This is a genomic window from Aetokthonos hydrillicola CCALA 1050 (assembly GCF_017591665.1).
In the GTDB taxonomy this organism is placed as follows: Bacteria; Cyanobacteriota; Cyanobacteriia; order Cyanobacteriales; family Nostocaceae; genus Aetokthonos; species Aetokthonos hydrillicola.
In genome coordinates this window covers 1-1,071 of the sequence record NZ_JAAKGC010000450.1, presented here as the reverse complement: position 1 = coordinate 1,071, position 1,071 = coordinate 1, and the positions used below count along the sequence as shown (strand labels likewise).

At 43.4% G+C, this 1,071-nt stretch carries 1 protein-coding gene; it reads right to left on the bottom strand.

Going from position 1 to position 1,071, the window contains the following annotated elements; translation table 11 throughout:
• Nucleotides 1–55 precede the first annotated feature (55 nt).
• Nucleotides 56–568: a hypothetical protein gene (locus G4P69_RS38800; protein WP_208355379.1), complete on the bottom strand. Its 513-nt coding sequence runs from the start codon at nucleotides 566–568 to the stop codon at nucleotides 56–58.
• Nucleotides 569–1,071: the final 503 nt, after the last annotated feature.

The following is a 1,071-nucleotide window of genomic DNA, read 5'->3' as shown; positions in this document are numbered from 1 at the left end:
TAATCCCCAATCCCCAATCCCCAATCCCCAATCCCCAATCCCCAATCCCCAATCCCTAACAACTAGCATTTTTTAACTTATTCCCAGGTAAGCACTGTACCTGGGAACCAGCCCAAACAATTTGCCACATACGGGGCGAGGTAACTAGGAGCGATCGCCCAAAAGTTGTTAACTCAACTCGATATTTGATTGCACTAATGGAATTATTACCTTGCTTTGGTTGTGTAATAGTCACCATAGCTTGGTTTGTTTGTGGATAAGCGACCTCTACCTTAAGAGGGATTCTGTTGGATTCTACGCTGTTAAAAGCATTAAGGGCGAGGTCAGCCGGATCGCTCCCTTGTAGAGCAGAGTTAATACTTTCTAGAGGTATAGGTTTATAATTAAGTCGCTCTGGATTTTCTTGTGTCTCTTTTCCTTGCGTCGCTGAAGCTAACTGGTATACTTCTCCATTGCTCATCCCAGAAACAGCTGTAGAAGGCTGGCGCAGCAAAATATACACTCCAGTGGCAGCAGTGGCAAAGATGCTGAAAATCACAATTAAGCACAACTTGAACTTTGCCGACATAAGGTTTTACAGAAATTGCAAATACATTTATATCATCAATTTTTAATTTTAGATTTTGGTGCGGCTCTTAGGTGTATTACTTATGAGTAAAAATTCTGTGTTGAGGAGCCGTGATCAGAAATACAAACTTAATAGACCTAGTGGACTTAAAATAGTTCCTCACATCTTGGGTCAAAAAGAGAGAGCAGGGAGCAGAGGGCAGGGAGCAGGGGAAGACAATTGGAGTTCTTGCATCAACCCCCTCCAATTAAAGACCTCCAAATCTTGGAGGGGACATGGAGTATCTGGAGTATCGGTTTTTCCATATAATCCCCCTGCTCCCCACTCCCCACACTCTACACCCCACAACCGCTCCCGTTTCGGGCTGGGTAGTATACAATCGTCAGTTAGGGTACAAGCCCCAACACCGAATTATTAATACCTAGCCTCTTGTTTCCTGTATCCTATCTCTAACGACTTGTTTATAAAATTATTGATTCGCCAAACCTCCCTATGAGCATTCA